This is a genomic window from Amycolatopsis silviterrae, from assembly GCF_042684085.1.
Taxonomy (GTDB): domain Bacteria; phylum Actinomycetota; class Actinomycetes; order Mycobacteriales; family Pseudonocardiaceae; genus Amycolatopsis; species Amycolatopsis silviterrae.
On sequence record NZ_JBHUKS010000020.1, the window covers coordinates 126,833 to 152,685 of the forward strand.

General features: G+C 69.2%; 18 protein-coding genes. 11 read left to right on the forward strand and 7 right to left on the reverse strand.

Features of this window, described 5'->3' with window-relative positions; genetic code table 11:
• Positions 1 to 31: 31 nt before the first annotated feature.
• Positions 32 to 706: an alpha/beta fold hydrolase gene (locus ACFSVL_RS28215; RefSeq protein ID WP_378308575.1), complete on the forward strand. Its 675-nt coding sequence runs from the start codon at positions 32 to 34 to the stop codon at positions 704 to 706.
• On the opposite strand, the gene pip is transcribed toward ACFSVL_RS28215, so the two are convergent.
• Entirely contained in the window at positions 687 to 1,628 is a 942-nt protein-coding gene (gene pip / locus ACFSVL_RS28220; protein WP_378308576.1) for a prolyl aminopeptidase, read from the reverse strand. The two genes, ACFSVL_RS28215 and pip, sit on opposite strands and share 20 nt — an antisense overlap.
• 150 nt (positions 1,629 to 1,778) lie before the next feature.
• Positions 1,779 to 2,753, reverse strand: a complete 975-nt coding sequence (locus tag ACFSVL_RS28225) for a hypothetical protein (protein WP_378308577.1) — start codon at positions 2,751 to 2,753, stop codon at positions 1,779 to 1,781.
• A 233-nt stretch (positions 2,754 to 2,986) separates the two neighbouring features.
• Between ACFSVL_RS28225 and ACFSVL_RS28230 the strand changes: the two genes are divergently transcribed.
• Positions 2,987 to 3,934 carry an undecaprenyl-diphosphate phosphatase gene (locus ACFSVL_RS28230; protein ID WP_378308578.1) on the forward strand — a complete coding sequence of 316 codons (948 nt, stop codon included), beginning with the start codon at positions 2,987 to 2,989 and terminating at the stop codon, positions 3,932 to 3,934.
• Positions 3,935 to 3,950: 16 nt separating this feature from the next.
• Positions 3,951 to 4,889, forward strand: coding sequence for a cytochrome c oxidase assembly protein (locus ACFSVL_RS28235; RefSeq protein WP_378308579.1), 939 nt, complete (start codon positions 3,951 to 3,953; stop codon positions 4,887 to 4,889).
• Positions 4,890 to 4,921: 32 nt separating this feature from the next.
• On the opposite strand, the gene panB is transcribed toward ACFSVL_RS28235, so the two are convergent.
• Positions 4,922 to 5,812, reverse strand: coding sequence for a 3-methyl-2-oxobutanoate hydroxymethyltransferase (gene panB / locus ACFSVL_RS28240; RefSeq protein WP_378308580.1), 891 nt, complete (start codon positions 5,810 to 5,812; stop codon positions 4,922 to 4,924).
• Between the two features lie 293 nt (positions 5,813 to 6,105).
• Between panB and lysX the strand changes: the two genes are divergently transcribed.
• The 3 genes from lysX to ACFSVL_RS28255 all read left to right on the forward strand — a co-directional run bounded on the left by lysX (position 6,106) and on the right by ACFSVL_RS28255 (position 11,150).
• Positions 6,106 to 9,429 carry a bifunctional lysylphosphatidylglycerol synthetase/lysine--tRNA ligase LysX gene (gene lysX / locus ACFSVL_RS28245; RefSeq protein ID WP_378308581.1) on the forward strand — a complete coding sequence of 1,108 codons (3,324 nt, stop codon included), beginning with the start codon at positions 6,106 to 6,108 and terminating at the stop codon, positions 9,427 to 9,429.
• A gap of 538 nt (positions 9,430 to 9,967) precedes the next feature.
• The gene (locus ACFSVL_RS28250) at positions 9,968 to 10,561 is read left to right on the forward strand and encodes a hypothetical protein (RefSeq protein WP_378308582.1); all 594 of its coding nucleotides are present in this window, start codon (positions 9,968 to 9,970) and stop codon (positions 10,559 to 10,561) included.
• Between the two features lie 7 nt (positions 10,562 to 10,568).
• Positions 10,569 to 11,150: a DinB family protein gene (locus ACFSVL_RS28255; protein ID WP_378308583.1), complete on the forward strand. Its 582-nt coding sequence runs from the start codon at positions 10,569 to 10,571 to the stop codon at positions 11,148 to 11,150.
• A gap of 820 nt (positions 11,151 to 11,970) precedes the next feature.
• Here ACFSVL_RS28255 and ACFSVL_RS28260 read toward each other — a convergent pair.
• The 3 genes from ACFSVL_RS28260 to secA2 form a co-directional block, all read right to left on the reverse strand.
• Positions 11,971 to 12,504 (reverse strand): methylated-DNA--[protein]-cysteine S-methyltransferase, encoded by a 534-nt coding sequence (locus tag ACFSVL_RS28260; protein ID WP_378308584.1) that lies wholly within the window; start codon positions 12,502 to 12,504, stop codon positions 11,971 to 11,973.
• Between the two features lie 423 nt (positions 12,505 to 12,927).
• On the reverse strand, positions 12,928 to 14,649 hold the full coding sequence (locus ACFSVL_RS28265; RefSeq protein WP_378308585.1) for an NAD+ synthase: 1,722 nt from the start codon (positions 14,647 to 14,649) through the stop codon (positions 12,928 to 12,930).
• 103 nt (positions 14,650 to 14,752) lie between these two features.
• Complete coding sequence (gene secA2, locus ACFSVL_RS28270; protein WP_378308586.1) at positions 14,753 to 17,092, reverse strand: accessory Sec system translocase SecA2; 2,340 nt, start codon at positions 17,090 to 17,092, stop codon at positions 14,753 to 14,755.
• A gap of 168 nt (positions 17,093 to 17,260) precedes the next feature.
• On the opposite strand from secA2, the gene ACFSVL_RS28275 reads away from it, so the two are divergent.
• Together ACFSVL_RS28275 and ACFSVL_RS28280 are read left to right on the forward strand one after the other, a co-directional pair.
• Positions 17,261 to 18,814, forward strand: coding sequence for an alpha/beta hydrolase (locus tag ACFSVL_RS28275; RefSeq protein WP_378308601.1), 1,554 nt, complete (start codon positions 17,261 to 17,263; stop codon positions 18,812 to 18,814).
• A gap of 35 nt (positions 18,815 to 18,849) precedes the next feature.
• The gene (locus ACFSVL_RS28280) at positions 18,850 to 20,232 is read left to right on the forward strand and encodes an alpha/beta hydrolase (protein ID WP_378308587.1); all 1,383 of its coding nucleotides are present in this window, start codon (positions 18,850 to 18,852) and stop codon (positions 20,230 to 20,232) included.
• Here the strand turns inward: ACFSVL_RS28280 and ACFSVL_RS28285 are convergent.
• Positions 20,229 to 20,864 carry an LppX_LprAFG lipoprotein gene (locus ACFSVL_RS28285; RefSeq protein WP_378308588.1) on the reverse strand — a complete coding sequence of 212 codons (636 nt, stop codon included), beginning with the start codon at positions 20,862 to 20,864 and terminating at the stop codon, positions 20,229 to 20,231. The two genes, ACFSVL_RS28280 and ACFSVL_RS28285, sit on opposite strands and share 4 nt — an antisense overlap.
• A gap of 92 nt (positions 20,865 to 20,956) precedes the next feature.
• Here ACFSVL_RS28285 and ACFSVL_RS28290 point away from each other — a divergent pair, with 92 nt between their 5' ends.
• The 3 genes from ACFSVL_RS28290 to ACFSVL_RS28300 all read left to right on the forward strand — a co-directional run bounded on the left by ACFSVL_RS28290 (position 20,957) and on the right by ACFSVL_RS28300 (position 25,284).
• Positions 20,957 to 22,246, forward strand: a complete 1,290-nt coding sequence (locus tag ACFSVL_RS28290; RefSeq protein ID WP_378308589.1) for an MFS transporter — start codon at positions 20,957 to 20,959, stop codon at positions 22,244 to 22,246.
• 64 nt (positions 22,247 to 22,310) lie between these two features.
• The gene (gene glnA / locus ACFSVL_RS28295; RefSeq protein ID WP_378308590.1) at positions 22,311 to 23,654 is read left to right on the forward strand and encodes a type I glutamate--ammonia ligase; all 1,344 of its coding nucleotides are present in this window, start codon (positions 22,311 to 22,313) and stop codon (positions 23,652 to 23,654) included.
• Between the two features lie 43 nt (positions 23,655 to 23,697).
• On the forward strand, positions 23,698 to 25,284 hold the full coding sequence (locus ACFSVL_RS28300) for an amidase (RefSeq protein ID WP_378308591.1): 1,587 nt from the start codon (positions 23,698 to 23,700) through the stop codon (positions 25,282 to 25,284).
• The last annotated feature ends 569 nt before the right edge of the window (positions 25,285 to 25,853 follow it).

A 25,853-nucleotide genomic window follows, 5' to 3' on the forward strand; every position in this document is an offset into this window, starting at 1 on the left:
GGGACCGACGCCCGGCCTGCACAGTGCCGCCATGGATCTGCGTGATCATGGCGGCACTGGCGCGCCGGTCGTCCTGCTGCACGGCGGCGGGGGCCGCACGAGGCACGACTGGGACGACCTGGTCCCGCTGCTGCCCGAATTCCGGATCGTCACGTACACCTTCCGTCCGGGCCCCTGGGACTGGCAGCGCGCGCTGGCCGATCTCGCCGACGTCATCGGGCATTTCGGCCTCGACCGGCCCGCGGTGGTCGGCCATTCGCTCGGCGGCATGCTGGCCGCGTTGTGGGCCACGGAGCATCCCGAATGCCCGCTGGCGGTCAACCTCGACGGGCACACGAATCCCACCGGCCCGGTGCTGCGCGCCTTTGTCGACGAGCAGGTCCGGCTCTCCGACGATCCCGACCTCGGCGCGCTGATCGCGGCGTTCGACGAACTCGACCTGATCGCGGCTTACCGGGCCACGCAATGCCCGCTCGTGGTCGTTTCCTCGCTGCGGCCCGAAGCCGGGATGATGCTTCCGGAAGACGTCGGCGTCGAGTTCGCCCGCTACCGCGAGGAATTCGCCGAACAGCTCACCGCCGCGGCCGCCGACACCCCGCTGCTTTCCTTACGGGAGACGGATACCGGGCACGACGTGCACTTCGAAGCGCCGGAGGAAGTCGCCGGCCTGATCCGCGCCGGGCTGGCTACCGGAACCCGTCCGTAGCCTCGCGCAGCGCGGGAATCACCCCCGGATCGCTGATCGCGTGCCCGGCGCCCTCGACCAGCTTCAGCTCCGACCCGGGCCAAGCCCGATGCAGCTGATGCGCGGTGATCGGCGGGCACACCGCGTCGTACCGCCCTTGCACCAGCACGCCCGGGATCCCGGCGAGCTTCCCCGCGTCCCGGATCAGCTGGCCTTCTTCAAGCCACGCGCCATGCCCGAAGTAGTGCACCGCGAGACGAGCGAACGTCAGCGCGAACTGCGGGTTCGCGTATTGGTTCACAAAGGACTGTTGCGGCAGCAGCGCCACCGTCGCGCCTTCCCAGACGCTCCACGCGATCGCGGCCCGCTCGCGCACTGCGCGGTCGGGGGAGTGGAGCAGTTCCGCGTACCCGGCGAGCGGATCTTCCGTATTTTCCAGCGGCTCCAGGAACGCATCCCACTCCGCCGGGAAGAGATTCGCCGCGCCGCCGCGATAGAGCCAGTCCAGTTCCCGTTGGCGCACGGTGAAAATCCCGCGCAGCACCATCTCGGACACCCGTGCCGGGTGGGTCTCCGCGTACGCCAGGGCCAGCGTCGAACCCCACGATCCGCCGAAGAGCTGCCAGCGTTCGATGTTCAGCCGTTCGCGCAGCAGCTCCATGTCGGAAACCAAGTGCCACAATGTGTTCGCCGACAGATCGTCGTCGCCGGCGTTGGGCGTGCTGCGGCCCGCCCCGCGCTGGTCGAAGAGGATGATCCGGTACGCCTCGGGGTCGAAGTGCCGCCGGGTCATCGGGGCGACGCCGCTGCCGGGCCCGCCGTGCAGCACCACGACCGGTTTCCCCCGCGGGTTCCCGGCTTCCTGGCAGTAGATCCGGTGCCCGTCGCCGACGTCCAGCATGCCGTCGGCGCGCACCGGGACCGGCGGGTAAAGCTCGTCCATGCCGGACACTCTTCCCGAAGGCCGGCGGCTGCACCACACCTGGGGTCGTGAGTGGCAATGCCGGTTAGAACCGGCATTGCCACTCACGAGGAGGTGGGTGGGGGCCCGCCCCCGCCGCCGGGCTGAGCGGGCCCCCGTCTGTGATCGCGGTCAGCAGCCTGATGCCGTGGCTACGTTCGCGAAGCCCTTCCCTGCGTTCGTCACCTTGTTGCTGACGCAGACCTTGTTCCCAGTGGCCGCTTTGACCACGTAGAAGCCGTAGGCCGACGGCGCCTGCACGTCCGCGGTGTTGTCCGAGAAGGTGTTGTCCCGGCCCCAGCCGTCGAGCTGCACATGGACCTCGAACGCCCCGTAGGTCGCGTCGTGCACGAAGACCTTGCTGCCCTTGTTGCCAGTGACCAGGTATCCGTTGCCCTTCAGGTCGACCCAGCTGTCGGCGTAGTTCTCGCCGCTCTGCCCGGTGCCGTCGAAGGTGTTGCCGCGCAGTTCGCCGCCGGTGGTGCCTTCCTTGACGTCGATGGACTCCGCGCGCACATTCGGGCCGATCTTGTTGCCGATCGCCTTGTTGCGGTCGCTGTGGTCGGGCTGCCCGTCCGGCCAGTTGCTCTTCGCCGAGCCGAAGTAGACGCCCTCGCCGAAGCCGCCGTTTTCCTTGCCGGTGTCGGAGATTTCGGAGTTCTGCACGACGTTGTCGCTGCTGCCGTGCTGGAAGTGGATGCCCTCGTGGCCGATGCCGGTCACCTTGAGCCCGTCCACGAGCGTGTGGTTGACGCCCAGCGCCATCACGCCCTTCTGGCCGCCGGTGACGGTGAACCCGGACAGCGTCCAGTAGCTGCCGGTCAGTTCGATGGTGCGGCCGCCGGACGCCTGCACGACCGCGCTGCGCGGGCCGGCGAGCGTGATGCGGCCGGACTCGGTGCCGTTGGCGGTGGCCTTGAAATTGCCGGTGTAGGTGGTGTTTTCGGCCAGCTGGATCGTGGTGCCGGGTTTGGCCGAGGCCAGCGCGGCTTTCAGCTCGGCGGAAGTCTTGACCGGGACTGTCCCGGCGGACGCCGCGGGTGTGGCGAGTGCGAGCAGTGCTGCGGTTCCGGCAGCGGCTGCCAGAACTCGGTCGCGGACACGCATTCCAACCCTCCTCGTCGAGGCTCGATGACTTCGGATGCGGCGTGCGCTCACGCTAAGACATCGAGAGAACACTGGTCAAGTACATGATTGATGTTCACGGATGTGAACAAGGTGAACAAACGGCGACGGAAAAGTGTCGCGTCCGAGTGTTTCCGCCCGGCTTGCTCAGCGTTAACCCGGCCCTCGGTAGCTTTTCGGGGAATGCCCGAACTGCGGCGAGAAAGGCTTCGTGAATGTCCGCGGTCAGCTACCTCGAGTCCATTGTCGTCGGCGCTTTGCAAGGCGTGTCGGAATTGTTTCCGGTGTCCAGTCTCGGGCACAGCGTCCTGGTGCCTGCTCTCGTCGGCGGAAGCTGGGGCCGCGACCTGAGCATCGGAAAGGATTCGCCGTATCTCGCGGTGCTGGTGGCCATGCACGTCGCCACCGCGATCGCGCTGGTCCTCTTCTTCCGGCGCGACTGGGTGCGCATCGTCACCGGGCTGTGGACGTCGATCCGCCGCCGTGAGGTCCGCACCGCCGACCAGCGCCTCGCCTGGCTGCTTATCCTCGCCACGATTCCGGTCGGGATCGCCGGGCTGCTGTTGGAAAGCCTGCTGCGCGACATCCTCGGCAAACCGGTGCCGTCGGCGATCTTCCTCGCGCTCAACGGCGGTGTGCTCTACGCCGCGGAGAAGTTCTCCCGCAAGCCCGCCAAGGCGGTCGCGCGCGAGGAGGAGACCGTCGACTTCAGCGCCGAGGACACGATGGTGATGCGCGCGGTCACCGTCGACGAGGCCACCGACGTCCGGCTGTCGAAGCTGAGCGTGAAGGAGGCCGTGCTCATCGGTTCGGCACAGATTTTGGCTCTGCTGCCCGGAATCAGCCGTTCCGGCATCACCATGGTGGCCGGTCTGCGGCGCGGGCTGGACCACGAGGACGCCGCCCGGTTCGCCTGGCTGCTGGCCACGCCGGTGATCCTCGCCGCGGGCGCGTTGAAGATGCCGACGCTGTTCACGCCGGAGAACAAGCCGTCGCTCGGCCCGGCGCTCGTCGGCAGCGTGGTGGCGTTCGCGGCGTCCTACATTTCTGTCCGTTTTCTGACGAAATACTTTGAAACGCGCACCTTGACCCCGTTCGCCATCTACTGCGCGGTCGCCGGAATTGGCAGCCTGATCTTCTTCGGAGTGTCGGGGGCGGCGTAAAGCGCAATTTCGCCGGGTGCACACTGAACGCATCGAAAACGTGCCTGACCTGCCCCCGCTGAGCGGATCGACGCTCTTCACGGCCTGGACCCTCGACGTCCCGGCCGTCCTTGTCGCGCTCGCGCTCGGCGTCGGTTACGTCGCGGCGGCCCGCCGGCAGGAGTGGGCGGCCGGGCGGACTGCAGCGTTCCTCGCCGGGCTGGCCACGCTCGTCGTTGTCACGTGCTCGTTCCTAGGGGTGTACGACACGACGCTGTTCTGGGTACGCGCGACGCAGAACACTGTGCTGCTGATGGTGACGCCGCTGCTTCTCGCGCTCGGCGCGCCGGTGACGCTCCTGATGCGCACCGCGCCGCCCAGGCTCGCCGCATGGTTGCGTACGCACGGCCGTGGCCCCTTCGCGCAGTTCATCACTTTCCCGCTGGCAGTCACCGTGGTGCTGATCGCGCCGTTCCTGCTCATCTACCTCACGCCGCTGTACGAGCTTTCGCTCGACTCAGCGGTCGTCGGCGGCTTCGTGCGCGTAGCGCTTGTACTCGCCGGCTTCCTCTACTTCTACAGCCGTGTGCAGCTAGACCCGACGCCACGCGGCGGCTCGCACCTGGTGTCGGTGTGGATCTCGTTCGCCGAAGTGGTCTTCGACGGCGCGCTCGGCCTCGTGCTGTGGCTCGGCCCGCTGCTCGCGCCCGCGCACTACGACGCGGTGCACCGCGACTGGGGACCGGACCGCCGGACCGACCAGATCATCGGCGCGGGCGTGCTGTGGATCGGCGGCGACGTCGCCGGCCTGCCGTTCGTCGGCGCGCTGTTCCTCCGCTGGGCGCGCGACGACGAGAAACGGGCGAAACGGCTCGACCGGAAGCTGGACGAGGAGGCGGCGGCAGGCGAGGCACCGGCGAAGGGGCTGTGGTGGGAGAACGATCCGGAGCTGGCCGAGCGGTTCCGCCGCTCGTGAGTGCCGGTTCGCACCGGCACTCACGAGACAGCTCAGTGGAACGCGTGCTCGGGCGCGGGGAACTCGCCGCGCCGGACGTCCTCGGCGAACGCCGTCGCGGCACTCTGCAGCACCCCGGCGACGTCGGCGTACCGCTTCACGAACCGCGGCGCCTTGCCGCGGCGCAGCCCGGCCATGTCCTGCCAGACCAGCACCTGTGCGTCGCAGTCCGGACCGGCGCCGATGCCGACCGTCGGGATCTTCAGCTCGTGCGTGACGCGCTTCGCCGCTTCGGCGGGCACCATCTCCATCACGACCGCGAAGGCGCCGGCTTCCTGCAGGGCCAGCGCGTCGGCGAGCAGCTTCTCCGCCGCTTCGCCGCGCCCCTGCACCCGGTAGCCGCCGAGGTTGTGTTCACTCTGCGGAGTGAACCCGATGTGGCCCATGACCGGGATGCCAGCCGAGGTGAGCGCCTCGACGTGCGGCGCGAACCGGTGCCCGCCTTCAAGCTTGACGGCGTGCGCGCGGCCCTCCTTCATGAACCGGACGGACGTGGCCAGCGCCTGCTCCGGGGACAGCTGATAGGAGCCGAACGGCAGGTCAGCCACCACGAGCGCGCGTTTCGCCGCCCTGGTGACCGAGCGGACCAGCGGAAGCAGCTCGTCCACCGTGACCGGCAGCGAGGTGTCGTAGCCGAACACGTTGTTCGCCGCGGAGTCGCCGACCAGCAGCACGGGGATGCCTGCTTCGTCGAACAGCTCGGCGGTATACATGTCGTAAGCGGTGAGCATCGGCCACGGTTCGCCGCGGTCCTTCAGCTCGCGCAGATGATGAATCCGGACTTTTCGCGGCTTGCTCGGGCCGGCGTTGCTAGCCGGGCCGGTTCCGTAAGGGGCGGCCACCTCGCCGGCGGCGCCGTCGGGTTGGGCAGACTGGGCAGACATCGTCGTCGACCGTCCTTCCCTCGAGGCCTCGCGGAGGTCCCCGGGTCGTGGAGTCAGTACCGGACACAGCCTGACACGCGCGCGGGAGGGTCCCAAGGTCGTGCGACCAGCTTCACACGGCCGGGTAGCGACAACCGTTTTGCCTCCTGTGACGTCTTGATAGGCACCGGGCCGATATGCGCCCGGTGGTGAGAAAGTCCGGCGCCTCGACGGAGTGCCGCGCCGCAAGAAAGCCCTGCTGCCGCCCCACCACCTCCCTCAACGGAGCGGCTGCGCCGCACAGAAAGGCTCCAATGGGAACCCCAGTGAGCGCCCGCCCGCGCGTCCTTGGCTGGAAGGCCCGCGCCGGCGGTCTCGTGGCCACTGTCGTGCAGCTGGCGGCGATTTTCTCGGTCGTGCTGCTGCTCACCGGCGGCCGTCACGGGCACCTGCTGAACGGCGTCGACATGGCGTTCGGCGTGCTGAGCGTGCCGACCAGTTCGAGCCTGGTGATCGTGCTGCTGCTGGTCGTGCTCGGCGCGGCGCTGCGCAGGCGCAAGAAGGCCGCGCTGTACGTGCTCGTGCTGTTCCAGGTCGCCGGGCTGATCACCACGCTGGTCCTGCAGGCGCTGCTGCTCTGGGCTCCCGACCTGCTCACCCTCAACGCCCGGCAGATGCGGCACATCCCGACACAGGTCGGCGCGCTCGCGGTGGCCGACGTGATCTCGATCCTGCTGATCGTGTTCCTGCTGTCGCTGCGGCCGGCGTTCCCCGCGCGGCTCGCCCCCGGCGCCTGGTGGAACGGGCTTTCCGTGCTGTTCGGCGGGTTCCTCGGGGTGATTGTGCTCGGCTGGGCGCTCACCGAGGTATTCCCGGGCAGTCTCGGCGACACGTGGGAGCGGTTCGCCTGGGTGGTCAACCACGCCACCGGCGAGAACCTGCAGCTGCGCCGGATCGGCGTCGGAGAAGGCCCGGCGTGGATCGACGTGATCCTCGACCTCGGCGCGACCTTCGTGTCCACGGCCGCGCTGTACACGCTCTTCCGCGGCGTACGCAGCCGTCGCATTCGGACAGACGACGAAGAACTCCAGTTGCGCCGTCTGCTGGGGGAGTACGGCGAAGACGACTCTCTCGGCTACTTCGCGACGCGTCGCGACAAGAGCGTCATGTTCGCGCCCAACGGCCGCGCCGCGGTCACGTACCGCGTGCTCGCTGGCACCACAGTGGCGAGCGCGGACCCGATCGGCGACCCGGACGCGTGGCCGGACGCGGTGCAGGCGTGGCTCCACGAAGCGCGTACGTACGGCTGGACGCCAGGCGTGCTCGGCGCGAGCGAGAAGGGCGCGAAGGCCTACGCCGCGGCAGGGCTGCGCGCGCTGCAGATCGGCGACGAAGCGGTCCTCGACGTCCGAGAGTTCTCTCTCACCGGCCCTGAGCGGAAGTCTGTGCGACAGGCGGTGAAGCGGATCCAGCGCGCCGGGTACACCGCGCAGGTCCGGCGGCACAGCGAAATCCCCGAAGACGAGATGGTGCAACTGCTGGCCCGTGCGCAGCAGTGGCGCGTCGACGAGACCGAGCGCGGCTTCTCGATGGCTCTCGGCCGTCTCGGCGACCCGAGCGACGGCCGCAGCGTGATGGTCGAGGCGTACGACGCGCGCGGCGAACTGCGCGGCCTGCTGTCGTTCGTGCCGTGGGGCCGTCGGGGGCTCTCGCTCGACCTGATGCGCCGTGACCGGGATGCCGAGAACGGGCTCAACGAATTCATGGTCGCCGAAGTCGTCGCGGCCGCCCAGCACGTCGGCGCACAGCGGATCTCGCTGAACTTCGCGATGTTCCGCGCAGTGTTTTCCGAAGGCGAGCGCATCGGCGCCGGCCCGGTGCTGCGCGCCTGGCGGGCAGTGCTCGGCCTTGCGTCGCGGTTCTTCCAGCTGGAATCGCTGTACCGGTCCAACGCCAAGTACGGCCCGGACTGGGAACCGCGGTTCCTCTGCTACTCCTCGGCACGGCGGCTCCCGCGGGTCGGCATCGTCGCGGGCGCGCTGGAGGGCTTCGTGCCCACCGGCCGCGCGCGGTCGCTGCGGCTGGAGAACGTGGGGGAGGAGTTCGTCGAGCAGGTCCGGCGGATCGACGAGGAAGCGGCGCAGGTCGTGCCGCGGGCCAAGCGGCGGCCGGAACAGGTGCGCGTGCGGGTGGCCAAAGTGGACAAACTGCGGGAACTCGGCGTGGACCCGTATCCCGTCGGCTTCTCCCGGGAAGACCACCTCGGCGACGTCGTGCACGCGTTTTCCGGACTGGAACCGGACTCTCACACCGGAAAACGCGTGCGAGTGGCCGGTCGGGTGCTCGCCCTGCGCACCCTCGGCGGCCTGTGTTTCGCGCGGATCAAGGACTTCTCCGGCGAACTGCAGCTGATGCTCGACGCGAAGGTGCTCGACCTGAGCGGCTGGCGCACCGGCGTCGACCTCGGCGACCACGTCGGCGTGAGCGGCGAGGTCATCACCTCTCGACGGGGCGAGCTGTCCGTGCTGGTGGACGAGTGGACCGTCACCGCGAAGTGCCTGCACCCGTTGCCGGACAAGCGAAAAGGCCTCACCGACCCGGAGACGCGGGTGCGCCAGCGCTACCTGGACCTGGCGGTCAACCCGGACTCCGCGAACATGCTGCGCCTGCGCTCGACGGTCGTCCGCGCCGTCCGCGAACGCCTGCACCAGGGCGACTTCCTCGAAGTCGAAACCCCCATGCTGCAAACCATCCACGGCGGCGCCAACGCCCGCCCGTTCGTCACGCACATCAACGCCTACGACATGCGGATGTACCTGCGGATCGCTCCTGAGCTGTACCTGAAGCGGCTGTGCGTGGCCGGCGTCGAGCGGGTCTTCGAACTGAACCGGAACTTCCGCAACGAGGGCGTGGACGCGACGCACAACCCGGAGTTCACGATGCTGGAGGCGTACCAGGCGTACGCGGACTACAACTCCATGCGCCACCTGATGCGCGACCTGATCCAGTACGCCGCCGAAGCCGCGTACGGCGCACAGATCGTGCGACGCCCCGACGCCAACGGCCACCTCGTCGAACACGACATCTCCGGCGACTGGCCCGTGATCCCGGTGCACCAAGCCGTCTCGGAGGCCTTGGGCGAGGAAATCGACTCACGCACACCAATAGCCACGTTGCGCAAGCTGTGCACGGCCGCCGGCGTCCCGGTGTCGGAGGAAGCCGGCCCCGGCGACCTGGTCCTGAAAGCGCACGAGCATTTGGTGGAAGGCTCAACGGTCCTGCCGACGTTCTACACGGACTACCCGACCGAGGTCTCCCCGCTGACCCGCCAGCACCGGCAAGACCCGCTCTTGGCGGAACGATGGGACCTGATCGCCTTCGGCTCGGAAGTCGGAACCGCGTACACGGAGCTGACGGACCCGCTCGAACAACGCCGCCGCCTGGAAGCCCAGTCCCTGCGCGCGGCGAGCGGCGACGTCGAGGCGATGGAACTGGACGAGGACTTCCTGCTGGCACTGGAACACGGAATGCCCCCGACTGGCGGACTGGGCCTCGGAGTGGACCGCCTGCTGATGATGCTGAGCGGGACTTCGATCCGGCAGACGGTGCTGTTCCCGTTCGTCCGCCCGCAGGGGTGACGGTTCTGGTTTTGTGCTGAGCCGCTCTCGCCGGGCCATGCTGGGCCGGTGCTGAGCGGTGTCGGCAACTGCAGACAGTGCGCCGCGTACGCCTGCGGTTGCCGACTCTGGAATGTCGGCAACCGCAGACACTCCCCGCCGCCGACCCCTGCCGTGGCTCAGGCTGGTCGCGGGCCGTCTGCCTTTAACTTCGGGCATCCCCCCACCGCCTCCTCCTGCCGCCCGCCGCTGCCCGCCCCGCTCCACCCGGCCTGCACGCGCGCCCAACCACTCCCGTGCGCGTCCGTCCAGTCCGCGATCCCGCCGCCTAGCCCCGCCGCCCTGGCCTCCCCCGATGCCCGCCCGCCCACGTCCACCCCCGTTTTCAGGGGTGGTATTGGCCGTCTGCCAACCGCGATCCGGTAATCTCCCCAGGGATTCGGTGAGTGAGTTCGTGGTAGCGGATGGTGTCCGGAACATCCGGTAAGTCACGGGTGTGACACCATCCGGCACTTCGTCGCAGAGATTCGCTTAGGGTGGGCAAGTGCATGCTGCGCGGGTGGCTTCGATAGTCCTGCTCGGACTGGGTTTGGCGGGGTATTCCGCGTGGCTGCTGGAGTTCTTCGTGCCGACCGGGGTGTCGCTGACCGACCAGCCGGTCTGGGATTTGTTCTACGCGCAACCGGTCTTCCAGCTCGCGACCGGCATCGGCGGCCTGGCCTTCTTCCTCACCGGCCCGACCCTGATGCGCCTGGCCCCAGTGCATTGGACCGGCAGGCTGACGTCGGTTTCGGTCTCGGCGTTCGGGATCGTGCTGATGGTGTACGCCGGCGTCCCGGAGACGGTCGTGACGCCGAACCTCCTGAACGCGGCCTTCGCCCTCGGCGCGCTGAGCCTGGTGTTCTGGTGGCCGTCCGGCTGGCGAGCCTGGGCGGTCGGCGGCTTGGCGGTCGTGCTGATCGCGTGGGTGCTGGTGGTGATCTCGACGGTGGCCGGGCATCTGGAGGGCCTGTTCACCCGGATCCAGCTGGTGGTGCACGCGGTGGAGATCGTGATCGGCGGCGCGTACGTCGTGCAGACTCCCGTTCCGGTCAGCGGCCGGAAAATGTCGGTGGCGGGTGCGATGCTGCGGAGCACCAGACACCGGAAGTGAGGCCACCATGCCTGACAAACTCTCCCTGACCCCCGACGAGCGCGACGGTTTGCTCGGTTTCCTGACCCAGCAGCGCCAAGCGATGAAGGCAGCCACCTACGGCCTGACGGACCACCAGGCGCGCGCCGTGCCGAGCGCGAGCACCCTGAGCGTCGGCGGACTGGTGAAGCACGTGTCATCCACCGAAAGCGGCTGGATCGACCGGGTGCTGCGCATCCCGCAGAAGCCGTTCGCCGAAAGCATGGCGGACTACCAGGAAAACTACCGGCTCGGCCCCGACGAGACGCTGGAGTCGGTCCTCGCCGCCTACGACCAGGTCGCCGCGCGCACCGAAGAGGTCATCGCCGGCATCGCGGACCTCAACCAGGAGGTCCCGATCCCGAAAGACGTGCCCTGGTTCCCGGACGACGCGTCGGCCTGGTCGGTCCGCTGGGTGCTGCTGCACCTGATCGAAGAAACCGCCCGGCACGCCGGCCACGCGGACATCATCCGCGAATCCCTGGACGGCGCCACGGCGATGCCCCTGCTGGCCGCAGTCGAGGGCTGGCCGGAAACGAGCTGGCTGAAGCCGTGGAAACCCGCGGAATGAACGGACTTCCACGCCGAGCCGACCGCTCGGCGAACGGCCTCGGCTAAACGAGGCAGGTGGGAACAGGCTGGTTCTTTCCATGGGTGAGGGGCGGGGCTGGATGGTTCTTTCCACGGGGAGGAGCAAGGCTGGCTGGACCCCACCGGCGAAGAACAGGCCTGGCTGGCCCCATCCGGATGCAGCTCCTGGCCGCCTCTAGGCGGATGCGGCTGGCTGCGCCCAGGCAGACCGATCGGCTGACCGAGCCCGATCAAAGCCGGGCAGGCCTTTCGCCGCGGCCAGTTGGTGCGATCGACTGGTCGGTGCGGTGCGGTGCGGTGCGGTGCGGTGCGGTGCGGTGCGGGCGGGTTGGCTGGCTAGGAAAGGCGGGCCAGTTGGCTGGCTGATCCTAGTCAAAGCTGGCTCGGGCTTGCTGCGGCCAGTTGGTTGGTCGATGCGGTGGAGCGTGGGCGGGGCTGGCTAGGAAGGCGGCCCGGTCGGCTAGCTGAGCCCAGCCAAAGTTGAGTCGGGCTGCTGCGGCCAGCTGGTTCAGTCGGCGCGCAGGCGGATTGGGCTAGCTTGCCAGCGAAGCCGGGCCGGTCGGCTGACCGCCCATGGTCGGCCGGACTAGCGAACCGCCGACCGGACAGCTTCGGCAGCTTGCGGCCTTCGCCCGGCAAGACGGTGCACTCGGTTGGGATCCTGCCGCACTGGGGGTGTGGCTGGATTCCGGCCGAGCGCACCAATCCCCGAACCAAGCTGACTGCCGCTCATCACCCCAGCAAGCATGAACGCGCCAGCCAGCCCGCAACCCGATACAGACCGTCCCGAAGCCGACCCGTCAGAACAGCGTCGGCTCCTCCGGGAACGCCCCTTCGATCACCAGCATCCGCCGTTTCGTCTCGACTCCTCCCGGCGCCGAAAACCCGCCGGTGTTCTTGCCCGCGCCCAAAACCCGGTGGCACGGCACGATGATCGGAAACGGATTGCTCCCCATCGCCTGCCCGACGGCCTGCGCGGAACCCGGCGCACCCAGCTGATGCGCGATGTCCCCGTACGTCAGCACCTTCCCCGGCGGAATAGCCCGCGCGACGTCGTACGCGCGCCGGTTGAATTCCGGCACATCCCGGTAATCCAACGGTGCCGCACGCAAATCGCGAGCTTCACCCGACAGCAGCGCGACGACATCGTCCACCACCACGCGCAGTTCTTCCGGCACCGGCGATTCCGCCGCGTCCGGAAAACGGGTCGCGAGGTGCGCGCGCGTCCGGTCAGCCGTGCTCCCCGGCAGCGCGGTCCCGATCACCGCACCATCCCGCCAAGCGAGGCCGCACGCCCCGATCGGGGTGTCGAACACCGTGTACCCAACCGTCATACCGCCCAGCGTACGACCCGCCACCGACAGAAACTGGCGAGAAAACGACACGACCCTGGAGCCGTGTCCGGTCAACCCGGTCGACTTCCGCTGGGCAATTCTGCCGACCATGTCCGGCATTCCGACCGGCTGGCCTGGCCGACCGCCTCTAAACCTCGCTCGGCCGAGCCTGCGTCCGCAGCCCGCCGCAGCCCGCCGCAGCCCGCCGCAGCCCGCCGCAGCCCGCCGCAGCCCGCCGCGGCTAAGCGCGGCCAGCCGCAGCCGGAGTTAGCAGCGGCCGACCGAAGCCGACCACCCCTGCGGGCTCCCGCCAGGCATCTCAGCCCACCACGTCCGGCAACCCGACCGCCTCAAAACCCAAACCAGCCGACTTCTCCAGCCAGCCGCCCCCGAACCCAGCCCAGCCGAGCCCAAACCCCGCGATCAGGACTTCCGTTCCCGCCACCCGTTGGTCATCGGAAGCCGCCGATCCCGCCCGAACGCCTTGAACGTGATCTTCGTGCCCGGCGGGTACTGCCGCCGCTTGTACTCGGCCCGGTCGACCATCCGCACGACCCGGTCGATCGTCTCCGGGTCGAACCCGGCCTCGATCAGGTCGGCGTACCCGCGGTCGTTCTCGACGTAGTCGTCCAGCACGTCGTCCAGCAGTTCGTAGTCCGGCAGCGAATCGGAGTCCTTCTGGTCCGGGCGCAGCTCCGCCGACGGCGGCTTCGTGATCGAGTTTTCCGGGATCGGCGGCGTTTCCCCGCGTTTGGCCGCTTCCTCGTTCCGCCACCGCGCCAGCTGCCACACGTGCGTCTTGAACAAATCCTTGATCGGCGCGAACGCCCCGACCGCGTCGCCGTAGATGGTCGAGTAGCCGACGGCCAGTTCGGTCTTGTTGCCTGTCGCCAGCACGAGGTGTCCGTCCAAATTGGACAGCGCCATCAGCAGCATCCCGCGCACCCGCGCCTGGATGTTCTCCTCGGCGAGTCCGGTCAGCTGCAGCTGGTTGACATAAATATCGACCATCTCGCCGATCGGCTCGACCCGGTAGTGCGCACCGATCCGCTCCGCCAAGTCGGAGGCGTCGTCCTTCGAGTGCGAGGACGAGTACTTCGACGGCATCGAAACCCCGTACACGTTGTCCCCGCCGAGGGCGTCCGCGGCGAGTGCCGCGCAGACCGCTGAGTCGATTCCGCCGGAGAAGCCGAACGTGACCGTCGAGAAGCCGTTCTTGTGCACGTAGTCGCGCAGCCCGACGACCAGCGCCGACCACACCTCGGCCTCGTCCGACAGCGGTTCGCTGATCGTCGGAACGACCAGCGGCGCGTACTCGACCACCGGCGAGTCGTTCAAAACCCGCCGGTGCACTTCCAGCCCGTCGAAAGAGCCGGTGGCGGCAGCGCTCGCAACAGGCAGGTCCAAGTCCAGCACCAGCAGGTGCTCCACGAACTGCGGCGCCCGTGCGAGCAGCGTCCCGTCCGCGCCGACCACCAGCGAGTCGCCGTCGAAGACCAGATCGTCCTGTCCGCCGACCTGGTTCGTGTACACGAGCGGCGCCCCCGCCTCGGCCGCGCGCCGGGCGATCAGCGGCAGCCGCTGTTCGTCCTTCGACCGCTCGTACGGCGACGCGTTCGGCGCGACCACCAGGTCGACCCCGGCCTTGCCCAGCGCGGAGATCGGCCCGCCGTCCTGCCAGATGTCCTCGCAGATCACCATGCCGATGTCGACGCCGTGCAGCCGCAGCACCTCGAGTTCGGTGCCCGGCTTGAAATACCGGTGCTCGTCGAACACGCCGTAGTTCGGCAGGTGGTGCTTGAACTGCCGGGCCACGACCTCGCCGCGGTACAGCGCCGCCGCGGCGTCGCGCGGGCCGATCTCGTCGTGGTCGAGGTAGCCGACGTACGCGAGCACGTCGCCGCAGCCTGCCTCGTCGAGCCGGCGCGCCAGTTCGGTCACCGAGCGGCGGGACGCGTCGGCGAACGTGCGCCGGAGCGTGAGGTCCTCGACCGGGTAGCCGGTCTGGGACATCTCCGGGAACACGACGACGTGCGCGCCCGCCTCGGCGGCCTTGCGGGTCCACTCGACGGTGAGCGCGGTGTTCCCGTCGATGTCGCCGACGGTGGTGTTGACCTGGGCCAGTGCGATGCGCAGTTGCGGCATGCCGCCATTCTGTCCCACCGCACCGACAGAAACTACGCGGAGGTGAGCCAGGGAACGGCGAAGGGCCCCTCACCCGCGGCGAGGGGCCCTCCGGAAGAAGGAATCAGGACTTCTTCATCCGCATCATGCTGCGCACCTTCTTGACCGTCTGCTCGAAGTCCGAGTCGAACGGGTTGTCGTGCACCAGATACGTCCACGTCGTGTTCGCCCGCCGCACGCCGACCTCGGCGAGATCGAGGCCGTTGTCGGTGATCTCGGCTTCCTCCAGCGTCTTCGCCGACCGCGCGGCGGACTCGGCGATGATCTTGTGGAACTCCGGGATCGCCGCGCGGTGGAACTCGTCCAGCGGCGTCTCGCGGGCCAGCGCGCGCAGGTGGATGCTCTCGCGCACGTCGGTGAGATACGCCAGGTGGTCCGACCACAGCTGGTCGAGGTGGAACAGCCGGACCTCGCGGCACACCTGCTCGAGCCGGTCGGCGTCGTCCAGCTTCTCCTTCAGCTCGGCGAACTTCTCCGGCTGCGCCTTCTCCAGCTCCTCGGCCGCGAGCCCGGTGTGCAGCACCTTGTCGCGGTGTTCCAGCAGCTCCGCGCGCTGCCGCTCGATCAGCCGGGTGTAGCGCCAGGTGTTGCGGTGGATCTCCAGGTCGACGCCCTCGGCGACGCGCTGGGCGTGGTTGAGCTGCCGGTGCGCGGCCGGGTCGGTGATCTCGCCGGTCTCGGTGTCCGCGTCGATGCCGTCCGGCAGATCCGGCGCGTTCGACAGCACGAGGTCGTCGTTGAGACTCGCGAAGAAGATCGCGCTGCCCGGGTCGCCCTGGCGTCCGGACCGGCCGCGCAGCTGCCCGTCGAGGCGGCTCGACGGATACCGCGCGGTGCCGATGACGTGCAGGCCGCCCAGCTCGGCGACCTCTTCGCGGGTCGCGCCGTCGCTGCCGCCGAGCCGGATGTCGGTACCGCGGCCCGCCATCTGGGTGGACACGGTGACCGCGCCCTTCTTGCCCGCCTCGGCGATGATCGCGGCCTCTTCGGCGTCGTTGCGCGCGTTCAGCACGACGCACGGCAGCTCGACCTTCGCCAGCTTCTCGGCCAGCTCCTCGGACTCGGCGACGTCCTGGGTGCCGACGAGGATCGGCCGCCCGGTCTCGTGCACCGTGCGGATCTCCTCCTCGATCGCGCGCAGTTTCTGCGACGGCGAGGCGAAGACGCGGTCCTGCAGGTCCTCGCGGACGTTCGGGGTGTTCGGCGGGATCACCGCGACCTCGAGCTTGTAGAACTCGCGCAGCTGCTCGGCGACCGCCACCGCGGTACCGGTCATGCCCGCGACCTCGGGGTAGCGCGCGAGCAGCGCCTGCACGGTGATCGAGTCGAGGATTTCGCCCCGGTCGGTGGCGGTGACCTGCTCCTTCGCCTCGACCGCGGCCTGGAGGCCGTCCGGCCAGCGCTGCAGTTCGGCGACCCGGCCGCGGGCGGCGTTGATCAGCTGCACCTTGCCGTCGCGGACCAGGTAGTCGACGTCGCGGGTGAGCAGGGCGTGCGCGTGCAGGGCGACGTTCACCGCGGCGAGCCGGTCCGAACCGGACTCGTCGTACAGGTCGACGCCGCCGAGCGACTTCTCCACGACCGACGCGCCGGCGCTGGTCAGCCACGCGTTGCGGCCCTCGGAGTCGGTCTCGTAGTGCAGGCCGAGGCGCAGCCGCCGGACGATCTTGGCGACCTCCTCGTCGGCGTCGTTGTGGTCGATCGAACCGGCCATGACCAGCGGCACGCGCGCCTCGTCGACCAGTACCGAGTCGGCCTCGTCGACGATCGCCACCTCGGGAGCCTTCTGCACCAGGTCGTCGGCGCTGGTGACCAGCCGGTCGCGCAGCACGTCGAAGCCGATTTCGGCGACCGCGCCGTAGGTGACCTCCTTGCCGTAGGCCTCCTTGCGCTCCTCCTTCGAGTGCGCCGGTTCGACCCAGCCGACGGTGACGCCGAGCAGCTCGTACACCGGGCCCATCCACTCCGCGTCGCGGCGGGCGAGGTAGTCGTTGACGGTGACCACGTGCACCCGGCGGCCGCGCAGCGCGTACCCGGCGCCGGCCAGCGCGCCGGCCAGCGTCTTGCCTTCACCGGTCTCCATCTGCACGACGTGGCCGGTGAGCAGGCCCATGGTGCCGAGCAGCTGCACGTCGAAGGCCCGCTCGCCGAGCTTGCGCCGGGCGGCCTCGCGGCCGAGCGCGCAGATCTCGATCAGCTGGCTGTCGGTGAACGAGGCGGCCCCGCCGATGGCGTCCCGCAGCTTGCCCGCGCGCTCGGTCAGCTCGGCGTCCTCGAGCTTCTCCAGCTCCGGTTCGAGCTTCTCGACGGCGGGCAGCAGTGCTTCGTAGCGGGTCAGCTCGACGCTGCCCGGCCGCTGGATGATCCGGCGGAGCCGCTTGCCCACCCGGCTGATCAAAGCCACCCCTGGTCTCCTCGTGTCGATGTGTCTCCGGTCGCACCCGCACTGCCCAACGCGCCGACGGTGCGTTCGAGTTCCGCACCCGGATGGCACGATCAAACCGTGTCCCGTCATCCCAGCGCCAGCCCGAAAGTCCATCCGATAGTCGCGTTGACGGCTGCCGGCCTGCTCGTGACCACGCTCGCGGCGTGCTCGTCCGAGCCCGGCCAGGCCACCCCCGCGCCGACCGTCGAATCGCACGCGCCGGTGGGCCCGGTGCCCGCCGGACTGGCGCGGTTCTACGGGCAGAGCATGTCCTGGTCCGCGTGTGCACCCTACGCGACCTCGGACGACTCGCGGTCGGCCTTCAAAGCGCCGGGCATCGAATGCGGACGGCTCACCGTTCCGCTGAACTATGACAAACCGGACGGGCGGACCATCACCATCGGCGTGCTGCGGCATCGCGCGGGCGATTCGGGCGGCAAAATCGGTTCGCTCGTGGTGAACCCGGGCGGACCGGGCGCTTCGGGCATGGTGGCCGCGGCGGGCTTGATCGACCAGGTGTCGAAGTCCGATCTCGGCGACCGGTTCGACCTGGTCGGCTTCGACCCGCGCGGGATCGGCGCCAGCGAACCGCAGATCAAATGCCTGACCGGGCCCGAGCGCGACGCCGAGCGTGCCGACGACACTGAGACTGACGGGTCTCCGGCCGGGGTCGCGAAGCAGGAGACGGAACAGAAGGACTTCGCCGCGAAGTGCACACAGCGGACGAAGCACGGCGACGACATGCTCGCGCACGTCGGTACACGCGACGTCGTGAAGGACATGGACGTGCTGCGAAGCGTCCTCGGCGACGAGAAGCTCACGTACCTCGGCTACTCGTACGGCACGCGCATCGGGTCCACGTACGCGGAGACCTTCCCGAAGAACGTGCGCGCGCTCGTCCTCGACGGTGCTGTCGACCCGACACAGAGCCCTGAGGACTCGCTCGTCGCGCAGGGCCAGGGCTTCGGCGGCGCGTTCAACGAGTTCGCGAAGTGGTGCGCGGCGCGTCAGGACTGCGCGCTCGGCAACGACCCCGCCGCGGCGACGAAGCAGTTCCAAGACCTCACGCGCCGGCTGATCGACTTCCCCGTGCCGGTCGGCGACGGCCGCAAACTCTCCTACGACGACGCGACGACCGGTGCCATACAGGCCCTCTACCAGCAGAATCTCTGGGAGTACCTGAACACCGGGCTGAACGAGCTGAAGCTGCAGCGCGGCACCACGCTGGAGAAGCTGGCCGACATCTACAACGAGCGCAACCCGGACGGCAGCTACGGCACCACCCAGGACGCCTTCATCGCGATCCGCTGCGTCGACGACCCGCGCGTCACCGATCCGAAGCAGATCCTCGAAGGCCAGGAGAAATACGTAAAGGCCGCCCCGTTCCTCGACGACGGCCGCGAGGCCAGCTCGGCCCGCGACGCGTGCGCGTTCTGGCCGGTGCCGAACACGTCGCAGCCCCACGAGCCGAAGGTCGAAGGCCTGCCGAAGACCCTGACGATCTCCACGACGAACGACCCGGCGACGCCGTACCAGGCGGGCGTCAACCTCGCGAAGGCGCTTAAGGGTTCGCTGCTGACCTTCGAGGGCACGCAGCACACGGTGTTCCTGCAGGGCAACGCGTGCGTCGACAAGGCGGGCACCGAGTACCTGATCGACGGGACGACGCCTCCGGACGGCACTCGCTGTAAGGCCAGCTGAGGTTGCGCTGGTTCGCGACAGCTGTAGTGGCGATGATGCTCGCCGCTACAGCTTGCGCGAGCCAGCAGACGGCGCTCGGCTGGGGACCGTGTGCGCCGTACGCGCAGACGGCAGGCGAGAAGGAGCTGTACGCGGACCAGTCGGTTGACTGTGCCCGGCTGACCGTGCCGCTGGACTACGCGGACCCACACGGCCGGACGGTCTCCATCGGCTTGCTGCGCCATCGGGCCACCGATCCGGCGCATCGGATCGGTTCTCTCGTGCTCAACCCCGGCGGGCCTGGCAGTTCGGGGATGACCGCGGCGGCCACGCTGGCGCGGTCTGCGGGGAAGCTCGCCGAGCAGTTCGACCTGGTCGGCTTCGACCCTCGCGGCGTCCATGCGAGCGAGCCACGCATCGGTTGCCGATCCGATGCCGAGCAGGACGCTGCCCGCGCGTCGGGTGTCGAGGGTGGGTACGCAGAAGGCTGCCTCAAGAAGACCGGCGCGGAGTTCCTCGCCCACGTGGGCACGCGAGAGGTCGTACGCGATCTCGATGCGCTTCGCGCCGCGCTCGGCGATGCGAAGCTCACGTACCTCGGCTACTCGTACGGCACGCAGATCGGCTCGGCGTACGCAGAGGCGTACCCCGGCAGGGTGCGCGCCATGGTCCTCGACGGTGCCATCGACCCCGCGCAAGACTTGCCGCAGACGCTGATCGCCCAGGCCGCCGGTTTCCAAGACGCCTTCACCCAGTTCGCACAGTGGTGCGCGAAGCGACCTAGCTGTCCACTGTCCGGTGACGCGACCGCAGCATTCCAGCGAATCGCTCGCACGCCAGCCCCTGCGCTACCTGGCCGCGGACTGTCTTTCCCCGACGCAGTCACCGCGACTGAAGCAGCGCTCTACTCCCGCGCACAGTGGCCGAACTTGCAGCAGGCGCTGGAAGAACTCGCGACCAAGCGCCGCGGCCCAACGCTGCTCCGGATGGCCGACGCCTACTACCAACGCGATCAGAACGGCCACTACAGCGGAGCAATCGACGGCTACTACGCCGTCCGCTGCGTCGACTACGACCGCGTCACGGACCGCGCGACCATCGACGCCGCGCACCGCCAAATGCTCACCACCGCGCCCTTCCTGACCGGCACTTCGCCCGACGCGCGCGAACTCGACACCTGCTCGGCCTGGCCAGTACCGCCGACTTCTCGAACCCACCGTCCGTCCGCGCCGGGCTTGCCGAAGACGCTCGTCGTCTCGACCACACATGACCCGGCGACGCCATACCGTCAGGGCGTAGCTCTCGCGAAAGACCTCAACGCCGCACTGCTGACTGTCGACGACGTACAGCACGCAGCGTTCCTCAAGGGCAACGCCTGTGTCGACAAAGCCGCAACGGCCTACCTCATCACCACAGCCGCTCGTGACGGCAGCTGTTAGGGCTGCTGGTCCGTCAACAGGACCTCGTACATCACCGGGCTGTCGTGGTTCGTCGCTGGCGGCACCTGCAGCCACATCCGCGCGAAGCGGTGCGGTTCGGCGACGGTGACCCAGATCTTCACGTTCACGTCGGAGTGGATCTGCGGCACCAGCGACGTCGCGACGGACTGGGGCACGGTTCCGCCGACGCGGTAGCCGTCGACGTGCTGGATCGTCTCGCGGATTTCGGTTTTCGGCTGCCGCAGCGAGCCGAGGAGGCGCATCAGGCCGGAGCGCGGGCCGAGGAACCGGTCGACCGTGAACGGCGTGGGACCGGTCGTTTCGCGACCCTTCGTGTCTTTGGCGGTCGCGGTGTCCCCGGAGACGGTGAACGCGAACGACCGATCGGTGAATTCCGCGCTGCCGCTGGCCTGCCCGCCGTTCTCGAGCGTCGCGTTGCCGGCCATCTTGATCATCGGCAGGCCGGGCAGCACCCCGTTGACGCCGACCGAGAAGTGCAGGCTGCGGACCCCGGCGAAGTTCGTCTTGGCGGCGGCGAGCAATTCGTCCGCCGCGGGCAAGGGGGGTGCCGCGGTGCAACCGCCGACCAGCCCGAGGAGCAGCAGCGCCGGCAGGACACGTCGGCTGAGCATGGCCGGAAGCCTACTCGGTTGGCCCGATCCTTTCGGATGGTGTCCTTCCGGCCACTGTCGACAACGCCCCGGGCACACCAGACTGCACACTCGTGACCGTTGAGACTCGTCCTGCCCGCCGCCTGCACCGCGCCTGGTTCGTCGCGGCGGCCGCGTTCGTCGCCCTCCTCGCCGCCGCCGGCTTCCGCGCCGCGCCGGGGGTCCTGATCGATCCGTTGCACCAAGAGTTCGGCTGGTCCCGCGCGACGATCGGGTCCGCCGTCTCGGTCAACCTCGTCCTGTACGGCCTCTTCGCGCCCTTCGCGGCAGCGCTGATGGAGCGGTTCGGCATCCGCCGCGTAGCGGCTACCGCGCTGTGTGTCGTCGCTGTCGGCGCGGGCGGCACGGTCTTCATGAGCGCGAGCTGGCAGCTGATCCTCTGCTGGGGCGTGCTCGTCGGCCTCGGCACCGGCTCGATGGCGATGAGCTTCGCCGCGATGGTCGCGACGCGCTGGTTCATCCGCCACCGCGGCGTCGTAACCGGCGTACTGACCGCCGCAGGCGCAACCGGGCAGCTGATCTTCCTGCCGTTGATCGCTTCGCTCGCGCAGGACGACGGCTGGCGGACAGCGTCCATGGTCATCGCCATCGCGGCTCTCGCGGTGGTTCCGGTCGTGCTGTTGGCCGTACGCGACCACCCCGCCGACGTCGGCACTGTCGCTTACGGAGCGCCCGAAGGAACCGAAGTGGCGCGTCCGGCACCGAAGGTCGGCACTGTCCGCCGAGGGCTGAGCGTGCTGTTCCAGGCCGCGCGCACCCGGACGTTCTGGCTGCTCGCCATCGGGTTCGCCATCTGCGGGGCGACCACGAACGGGTTGGTCAGCACGCACTTCGTCCCGGCCGCGCACGACCACGGCATGCCGCAGACGACCGCGGCGAGCCTGCTCGCGCTGGTCGGCGTCTTCGACGTGGTGGGAACGATCGCGTCGGGATGGCTCACCGACCGTGTCGACCCGCGGATTCTGCTCGGCATCTACTACGCGTTGCGGGGAGTTTCGCTCGCCCTGCTGCCGCAGCTGTTCACGGATTCGGTCCAGCCGAGCATGTGGGCGTTCATCCTCTTCTACGGCCTCGATTGGGTGGCGACAGTCCCGCCGACGGTCGCGCTCTGCATCCGGGCCTTCGGCGAGGCCGGGCCGATCGTGTTCGGCTGGGTCTTCGCCTGCCACCAGCTCGGCGCGGCCTTCGCCGCCTCGGCCGCCGGCGCGGTGCGCGACCAGCTCGGCGACTACGCCGTCGCGTGGTACGTCGCGGCCGGGCTCGCGGTGATCGCCTCGGTAGCGTCGCTGTCGATCACCCGGTCGAGGAAAACTCGGGAACCCCAGCTGGCGCAGGCGGCGTGAACCCGCCGCCGAAGTGGGTGACCCGTGAAACATGGCGTTAACACGTGCTGGTTAGGGTTCGGCCATGGATCGCCAGCAGGAATTCGTGCTCCGCACTTTGGAAGAGCGCGACATCCGTTTCGTTCGCCTGTGGTTCACCGACGTGCTGGGATTTCTCAAATCCGTCGCGGTCGCCCCCGCCGAGCTGGAGGGCGCGTTCAGCGAGGGCATCGGGTTCGACGGCTCGGCCATCGAGGGCTTCGCGCGCGTCTACGAATCGGACATGGTCGCCAAGCCCGACCCGTCCACGTTCCAGGTGCTGCCGTGGGAGACCCCGGACGGCAGCCCGTACTCCGCGCGGATGTTCTGCGACATCGCGATGCCCGACGGTTCGCCGTCCTGGGCCGACCCGCGGCACGTGCTGCGCCGCCAGCTGTCGAAGGCCAGCGAGGCCGGGTTCACCTGCTACGTCCACCCGGAGATCGAGTTCTTCCTGCTCGCCAACCTCCCCGACGACGGCAGCGAGCCCGAGCCCGCCGACAACGGCGGCTACTTCGACCAGGCCAGCCACGCCACCGCGACGCACTTCCGCCGGCACGCGATCGAGACCCTCGAAGCGATGGGCATCTCGGTCGAGTTCAGCCATCACGAAGGGGCGCCGGGACAGCAGGAAATCGACCTTCGCTACGCCGACGCCCTCACCATGGCCGACAACGTGATGACGTTCCGTTACGTCGTCAAGGAGGTCGCGCTGACCCAGGGCGTGCGCGCGACCTTCATGCCGAAGCCGTTCACCGACCAGCCCGGCTCCGGCATGCACACCCACGTGAGCCTGTTCGAGGGCGACCGCAACGCGTTCTACGACGCGGAGGACCCGCACGAGCTTTCCGAGACCGGCAAGGCGTTCGTCGCGGGCGTCCTGCACTACGCCAAGGAAATCTCCGCGGTCACCAATCAGTGGGTCAACTCCTACAAACGGCTGATCAGCGGCAGCGAGGCGCCCACGACGGTCTCGTGGGGGAGGGCGAACCGCTCGGCGCTCGTGCGCGTGCCGATGTACTCGCCGGGCAAGGCGTCGTCGCGACGCGTCGAGATCCGGACGCTCGATTCGGCGTGCAACCCGTACCTGGCGTACTCGGTGATACTGGCCGCGGGGCTGAAGGGCATCGAAAAGGGCTACGAGCTGCCGCCGCCCGCCGAGGACAACATCTGGCAGCTGTCGGACTCCGAACGCCGCGCCGCCGGTTACTCGCAGTTGCCGCAGAACCTCGGCGAGGCGCTCGCCGAGATGGAGAAGTCGGAGCTGCTGCCGGAAGCGCTCGGCGAACACGTTTACGACTTCTTCTTGCGCAACAAGCGGGTCGAGTGGGACAACTACCGGAGCGCGGTCACTCCGTACGAGCTTCGGACCCTGTTGCCGATGCTCTGACCGGTCCCCGGGCCGTGCTCCGACGTTGGGGAGGCATCGGAACATGGGAAAAAGACTGCCCGCCGTACTCGCTGCGCTGGTCGCGGCGGCGGGCTTGGCCACCGCGCCGCCGGCGGTCGCGATGCAGGGTGAACCCGACGTCGACGCGGCCGGTCTGCACTTCGACCTCGACCGCGCCGACATCCCGTCCCTGCAGCACCGGATGGCGTCCGGGCACCTCACCGCGACCCGGCTGACCAGCGCGTACCTCGCCCGGATCCGGGCGGTGGACCCGAAGGTCAACGCGGTCCTCGCGCTCAACCCGGCCGCGCTCGCCCAGGCCGCCGCCAGCGACGTCCGGCACCGGACCGGCCACACCCTCGGCCCGCTCGACGGGATCCCGGTGCTGGTCAAGGACAACGTCGACACCCACGACCAGCAGACCACCGCCGGTTCGCGCGCGCTGCGGAGCCGCCCGGCCAAGGACGCCACGCTGATCACCCGGCTGCGCGACGCCGGCGCGGTGATCATCGGCAAGGCGAACCTGTCCGAATGGGCCAACTTCCGCGCCGCGAAGCCGACTTCCGGCTGGTCCGGCGTCGGCGGCCAGACCAACAACCCGTACGTGCTGGACCACAACCCGTGCGGTTCGTCCGCCGGAAGCGCGGCGGGCGTCGCCGCGTCGCTCGCGCAGGTCGCGATCGGCAGCGAGACCGACGGGTCGATCGTGTGCCCGGCCGGGATGACCGCGACCGTCGGCCACAAGCCGAGCCTCGGCCTCGTCAGCCGCACCGGCGTGGTGCCGATCTCCGCGGAACAGGACACGGCGGGACCCATCGCGCGCAACGTCGTCGACACCGCGCTGACGCTCTCCGTGCTGCAGGGCCGCGACCCGTCCGACCTGGCCACCCTGCGCTACCCGTCGACCCAGCCGGCGGACTACGCGAAACTCCTCCGCCCCGGCGTCCTGCGCGGCGCCCGGATCGGCCTGTGGCGGCTGCCGGTGCTCGGCCCGGACACCGACGCCGTGGTCAGCAAGACGAAAGCCGCCCTGGAACACGCCGGCGCGACCGTCGTCGAGGTGACGCTGCCGTACCAGGACCGGCTCGGCGAGCTGGAGTTCCCGGCGCTGCTGACGGAGTTCCACCGCGACATCGACGCCTACCTCGCCACGCGCCCGACCGGTCCGCGAAACCTGGCGGACCTCATCGCCTACAACCGCGCCGACCCGCTGGAACGCACCTGCTTCGCTGGTCAGGAGCTGTTCGAACAGGCGCTCGCCGCGCCCGGCCCGCAGGATCCGACCTACCTGAAGAACCGGGCCGAGCTGACCGACCTGTCGCGCCGCTCGCTGGACGAGACCCTCGCGAAGTACGACCTGGACGCCATCGCGTCGCCGACGAACCCGCCGGCCTGGAAGACGGACTGCAAGACCGGCGACAACGACGTGATCCCGTCCTCGACCCCGGCCGCCGTCGCGGGCTACCCAGACGTGACCGTCCCGGCCGGTTCGGTCGGCCCGCTGCCGGTGGGGATTTCGTTCATGGGCGGACAGTGGACGGACGGGAAGATGCTCGCGCTGGCCGCGGACTACATGCGGGTGGCGCCGGTTCGGGTTCCGCCTCGGTATTTGCCCCGGTTGCCTGGGTAGGGCATGCGGGGGTTTGCCGGCCGTCGGCCAGTGCACTGCGCTGGCCGGCGGCTTTTGTTTGCGGGCGGAGCTGGCGGTGGACTGTTCGGGCGGTCGGCTGACCTGCGTAATTGGGTTGCGCGTCCGGCCGCGAAGGGGTGGGCTCGGGCAGTTGCCGGGCCGGATCGAGGGCGTACGGGCGGAGACCTGGGTCACTCGAGGGCGGTCCGGAGCCTCGCCGGGGGCCTCCAGCCGCCCGCGAACCGGTCGAAACGGCCCGCTGTCAAGGCGCTGACCAGCGTCGATGCCGTTAAGTGACCCCCCTGTTTTCGGGTGGTTGGAAGGCATGTAATCTTCTCTTCGTCGCCAGGAACACCGGGCCGGCGGGGCCGAAAGCCTCACCGATCAGGAGCCAGGGCCGAGCGGGTTGACACCGCGAAACGGACCAGGTAATGTTCAGCGTCGGCCCACGAGCGGCCGCCGACTCCCTACGACTAACATCGTAGGTACCGGCATGCTCGACCAAAAGCTTGAAATAACGCATCGAGCTTGGCCTGGTTGATTCCGGGGCTGGTTCGGGGTGTGTTGCT

Bases quoted from the DNA above. Each gene is read 5' to 3' on its own strand.
- ACFSVL_RS28215 (WP_378308575.1), top strand. From the start codon at position 32: ATGGATCTGCGTGATCATGGCGGCACTGGCGCGCCGGTCGTCCTGCTG.
- pip (WP_378308576.1), bottom strand. From the start codon at position 1,628: ATGGACGAGCTTTACCCGCCGGTCCCGGTGCGCGCCGACGGCATGCTG.
- ACFSVL_RS28225 (WP_378308577.1), bottom strand. From the start codon at position 2,753: ATGCGTGTCCGCGACCGAGTTCTGGCAGCCGCTGCCGGAACCGCAGCA.
- ACFSVL_RS28230 (WP_378308578.1), top strand. From the start codon at position 2,987: ATGTCCGCGGTCAGCTACCTCGAGTCCATTGTCGTCGGCGCTTTGCAA.
- panB (WP_378308580.1), bottom strand. From the start codon at position 5,812: ATGTCTGCCCAGTCTGCCCAACCCGACGGCGCCGCCGGCGAGGTGGCC.
- lysX (WP_378308581.1), top strand. From the start codon at position 6,106: ATGGGAACCCCAGTGAGCGCCCGCCCGCGCGTCCTTGGCTGGAAGGCC.
- ACFSVL_RS28255 (WP_378308583.1), top strand. From the start codon at position 10,569: ATGCCTGACAAACTCTCCCTGACCCCCGACGAGCGCGACGGTTTGCTC.
- ACFSVL_RS28260 (WP_378308584.1), bottom strand. From the start codon at position 12,504: ATGACGGTTGGGTACACGGTGTTCGACACCCCGATCGGGGCGTGCGGC.
- ACFSVL_RS28265 (WP_378308585.1), bottom strand. From the start codon at position 14,649: ATGCCGCAACTGCGCATCGCACTGGCCCAGGTCAACACCACCGTCGGC.
- ACFSVL_RS28280 (WP_378308587.1), top strand. From the start codon at position 18,850: ATGCTCGCCGCTACAGCTTGCGCGAGCCAGCAGACGGCGCTCGGCTGG.
- ACFSVL_RS28285 (WP_378308588.1), bottom strand. From the start codon at position 20,864: ATGCTCAGCCGACGTGTCCTGCCGGCGCTGCTGCTCCTCGGGCTGGTC.
- glnA (WP_378308590.1), top strand. From the start codon at position 22,311: ATGGATCGCCAGCAGGAATTCGTGCTCCGCACTTTGGAAGAGCGCGAC.
- ACFSVL_RS28300 (WP_378308591.1), top strand. From the start codon at position 23,698: ATGGGAAAAAGACTGCCCGCCGTACTCGCTGCGCTGGTCGCGGCGGCG.